Annotated in this window: 3 protein-coding genes; 1 reads left to right on the top strand and 2 read right to left on the bottom strand. The window is 62.3% G+C overall.

Annotation, left to right across the window (positions count from 1 at the left end; genetic code table 11):
• The coding region (locus tag EN994_RS24730) for a ubiquinol-cytochrome C chaperone family protein (RefSeq protein WP_127307874.1) at positions 1–396 on the bottom strand (396 nt) is incomplete at its 3' end.
• Between the two features lie 114 nt (positions 397–510).
• Between EN994_RS24730 and EN994_RS24725 the strand changes: the two genes are divergently transcribed.
• Positions 511–1,023: an outer membrane protein assembly factor BamE gene (locus EN994_RS24725; RefSeq protein WP_013532236.1), complete on the top strand. Its 513-nt coding sequence runs from the start codon at positions 511–513 to the stop codon at positions 1,021–1,023.
• A 272-nt stretch (positions 1,024–1,295) separates the two neighbouring features.
• Here EN994_RS24725 and EN994_RS24720 read toward each other — a convergent pair.
• On the bottom strand, positions 1,296–3,022 hold a 1,727-nt coding region (locus EN994_RS24720; RefSeq protein WP_127307873.1), incomplete at its 5' end, for a sodium-translocating pyrophosphatase.

Below are 3,022 nucleotides of genomic sequence, written 5' to 3'. Positions count from 1 at the left end.
GGCAAGAGCCGCGGTCAGCGCTTCATGGTCGTTTCTTTCCAGGGCATCGTCATAGGCAGCGGTTCGGCCATAAAACATCTTTGCCAGCTTTTTCATGCGTTTGGGCACGCCAACGTCGCCAATGCCCAATTCCCGCAACGAATGGTCGACGTCGAGGAAGAACTCGTCGATCAGCACCTGGGCGACCTCTTGCGCCGCACCGCTCTCACCGCGCAACCTGTGCTGGAACAGGAACATGTGCAGCGACAGCATCTCGAAACGGCCAAGCGGCGTGTCTGGCACATTCCAGTGGGAATAAAACACCGTCTGCCGCGCCGCCGCCACGATTTGTGCGTAAAGCGCCTCGGTGATAGCGCGGTTGGCGTAGCGTTCGCGGCCAAAAAAGCGCTGGAACATTGGGGATGGTCTCCTGGGGACCGTTTGTTGAAGTGGGCTTGTTGCATCGGCAAGCAAGCTGGTTTACCGGTTTCGCGGCCCAGCGCAAGTTGCGGCCAGCTAATGGAGTTGTTGTTGCGCGCGCTGAATTTCAAGTCGACCTTCTCGTCCAGGCCCGCCGGCGCGATCTCGCTGCTGATGATCGTTTCGGCACTATCGGCCTGCCACACCTCCAAGATGATCGGCGACCTCAGCCCGAGTGAGACGCTGACGCAAGGTTACGTCATAGACCAGCAGGCAATCGACCTGGTGCCGGTCGGTTCGAGCCGCGAGCAGGTGCTTCTGGCGCTCGGCACGCCGTCGACGACCGCGACCTTCGACAACGAGGCCTTCTATTACATTTCGCAGACGCGCAAGCGCTACGTCGCCTTCGACAAGCCACGGCTCATTGATCAGCATGTGCTGGCGGTCTATTTCGGCGCCGATGGCCGCGTCACCCAGATCGCCAATTACGGGATGAAGGACGGCAAGATGTTCGACTTCATCTCACGCACCACACCGACCGGCGGCAAGGACCAGAACTTCCTCAGCCAGATCATCAACGGTGCCAGCAAGCTGGCACCCAGCATTCCGGGCGGCGGCGCCTAATTCCTTTCGGCTTCCATTCCGGGAGCCTCATCATCTCAGACGACCAAAAACCCGCGGGAGCGATCCTGCGGGTTTTTGTTGTGGCCTCGATCAGGGCAAGATCCCCGTATGTTTGCCGGCGATGCTTAAGCCGTCGAAACCCAAGCCGGTAGATGAGATACCGGCGCATTTACCGCATGCAAGAGATCGGCTTGTTGACGCGTCGACATGGCATTGCTCAACAAAAAACCCGCGGGATCGCTCCCGCGGGTTGTTTCGGGCTGAAGCCTAGATCAGCCGTGCGCGAGCACGGCCAGCAGCAGGAGCGCGACGATGTTGGTGATCTTGATCGCCGGGTTGACGGCGGGGCCAGCGGTGTCCTTGTAGGGATCGCCGACCGTGTCACCGGTCACCGAAGCCTTATGCGCCTCGGAACCCTTGAGATGCTTGACGCCGTCCTTGTCGACAAAGCCGTCTTCGAAGGACTTCTTGGCGTTGTCCCAGGCGCCGCCGCCAGAGGTCATCGAGATAGCGACGAACAGGCCGTTGACGATGACGCCGAGCAGCGAGGCACCCAGCGCTGCAAAGGCAGACGCCTTCGAGCCCGAGATGAGCAGCACGCCGAAATAGACGACGAGCGGCGCCAGCACCGGCAGCAGCGACGGGATGATCATTTCCCTGATTGCCGCCTTGGTCAGAAGGTCGACCGCGCGGGCGTAGTTCGGCTTCGAGGTGCCGGCCATGATGCCCGGATCCTCGCGGAACTGCTTGCGCACCTCCTCGACGATGGCGCCCGCCGCACGGCCGACGGCCGTCATGGCGATGCCGCCGAACAGATACGGGATCAGCCCGCCGAAGATCAGGCCGGCGACGACGTATGGGTTGGAGAGATCGAAGGAGATCTCGCCCATGCCCTGGAAGTAGGGATATTTGTCGCCATTGGCGGCGAAGAACTTCAGGTCGTTCGAGTACGCGGCAAACAGCACCAATGCGCCGAGACCAGCGGAGCCGATGGCGTAGCCCTTGGTCACCGCCTTGGTGGTGTTGCCGACCGCGTCGAGCGCGTCGGTGGAGTGGCGCACTTCCTTGGGCAGGCCGGCCATTTCGGCGATGCCGCCGGCATTGTCGGTGACCGGGCCGAAGGCATCGAGCGCAACGATCATGCCGGCAAGGCCGAGCATCGTCGTGACCGCGATCGCCGTACCGAAGAGGCCGGCAAGCTGATAGGTCGAGATGATGCCGCCGACGATGACGATCGCCGGCAGCGCCGTCGATTCCAGCGAGACCGCGAGGCCCTGGATGACGTTGGTGCCGTGACCGGTGACCGACGCCTGGGCGATGGAATTGACCGGGCGCTTGTTGGTGCCGGTGTAGTATTCGGTGATGACCACGATGAGACCGGTCACCACGAGGCCGATCAGGCCGCAGATGAACAGGTTCTTGCCGGTGATGACCATGCCGGCGACCGTGCCGACCTCACCCCAGCCGAGCGTCACCTGGGTGGCGACGCCGAGGCCGACGATGGACAGCAGGCCAGTGACGATCAGGCCCTTGTAGAGTGCGCCCATGATCGAGCCGTTGGAACCGAGCTTGACGAAGAAGGTGCCGACGATCGAGGTCAGGATGCAGGCGCCGCAGATGGCGAGCGGATAAAGCATGGCCGCACCCAACACGGCGGTGCCGCCAAAGAAGATGGCAGCCAGAACCATGGTGGCGACGACAGTCACCGCATAGGTTTCGAACAGGTCAGCGGCCATGCCGGCGCAGTCGCCGACATTGTCGCCGACATTGTCGGCGATCGTGGCCGGGTTGCGCGGATCGTCTTCGGGAATACCGGCTTCGACCTTGCCGACGAGATCGCCACCGACGTCGGCGCCTTTGGTGAAGATGCCGCCGCCGAGACGAGCGAAGATCGAGATCAGCGATGCGCCGAAGCCGAGCGAGACCAGCGAGTCGATGACGATGCGGTCATTGGGCTGGAGGCCCATGAAGTGGGTCAGGATGAGGTAGTAGATCGACA

The organism is Mesorhizobium sp. M7A.F.Ca.CA.002.09.1.1 (genome assembly GCF_003998555.1).
Taxonomy (GTDB): Bacteria; Pseudomonadota; Alphaproteobacteria; order Rhizobiales; family Rhizobiaceae; genus Mesorhizobium; species Mesorhizobium ciceri.
Note: the sequence above shows the minus strand (reverse complement) of the source record. Positions and strands in the feature narration are given on the sequence as shown.